Below are 628 nucleotides of genomic sequence, written 5' to 3'. Positions count from 1 at the left end.
CCCTATAACGAGTCTGTCTTGCGACAGTCGCTACAGGTTGAGTTCTCGCGTTGTGCCGTATTCCAATTGAGTCAAACATAGAGTTCGAATCATCTTGAGATACATCGATACAATCACAACCCGGATAGTTTCCACGTCCATCTCAAGACGCTTCCGCTATCCAAATTACTTACTTCTTCCAGATTGTTAAAGAACGACAGCCGATATGGTGTTACTCATATCACTCTGACTGGCTCAATCGCCAATGACAAAGATTCGACTACGTCGAACGCTTGTCATTGAAGATTGGTGGAGGCAGACGGGATCGAACCGACGACCCCCTGCTTGCAAAGCAGGTGCTCTCCCAGCTGAGCTATGCCCCCATGTGTACAGATTTCCTCAGGTACCTACCGCCAGACAAGACATTGGTGGGTCTGGTTGGATTCGAACCAACGACCCCCGCCTTATCAAGACGGTGCTCTAACCGACTGAGCTACAGACCCCTGAGTCTGTCTTTAATTTACAGCCGATAAGCGTGAGCGCTCAACTTTGCGAGAAGCTCTGGAAAGGAGGTGATCCAGCCGCACCTTCCGATACGGCTACCTTGTTACGACTTCACCCCAGTCATGAATCCTACCGTGGTGACCGT

Annotated in this window: 2 tRNA genes and 1 rRNA gene; all 3 read right to left on the bottom strand. The window is 50.2% G+C overall.

Annotation, left to right across the window (positions count from 1 at the left end):
• Positions 1–286: 286 nt before the first annotated feature.
• A tRNA-Ala gene (locus F3J14_RS35295) sits at positions 287–362 on the bottom strand.
• A 43-nt stretch (positions 363–405) separates the two neighbouring features.
• Positions 406–482 (bottom strand) — tRNA-Ile (locus F3J14_RS35290).
• Between the two features lie 62 nt (positions 483–544).
• Positions 545–628 (bottom strand): 16S ribosomal RNA (locus F3J14_RS35285); the annotation flags it as partial.

Origin of the sequence: Burkholderia sp. Tr-862 (assembly GCF_011753085.1) — a bacterium.
In the GTDB taxonomy this organism is placed as follows: Bacteria; Pseudomonadota; Gammaproteobacteria; order Burkholderiales; family Burkholderiaceae; genus Burkholderia; species Burkholderia ambifaria.
The sequence above is the reverse complement of the archived record's forward strand: the minus strand, read 5'-3'. Positions and strand labels throughout refer to the sequence as shown.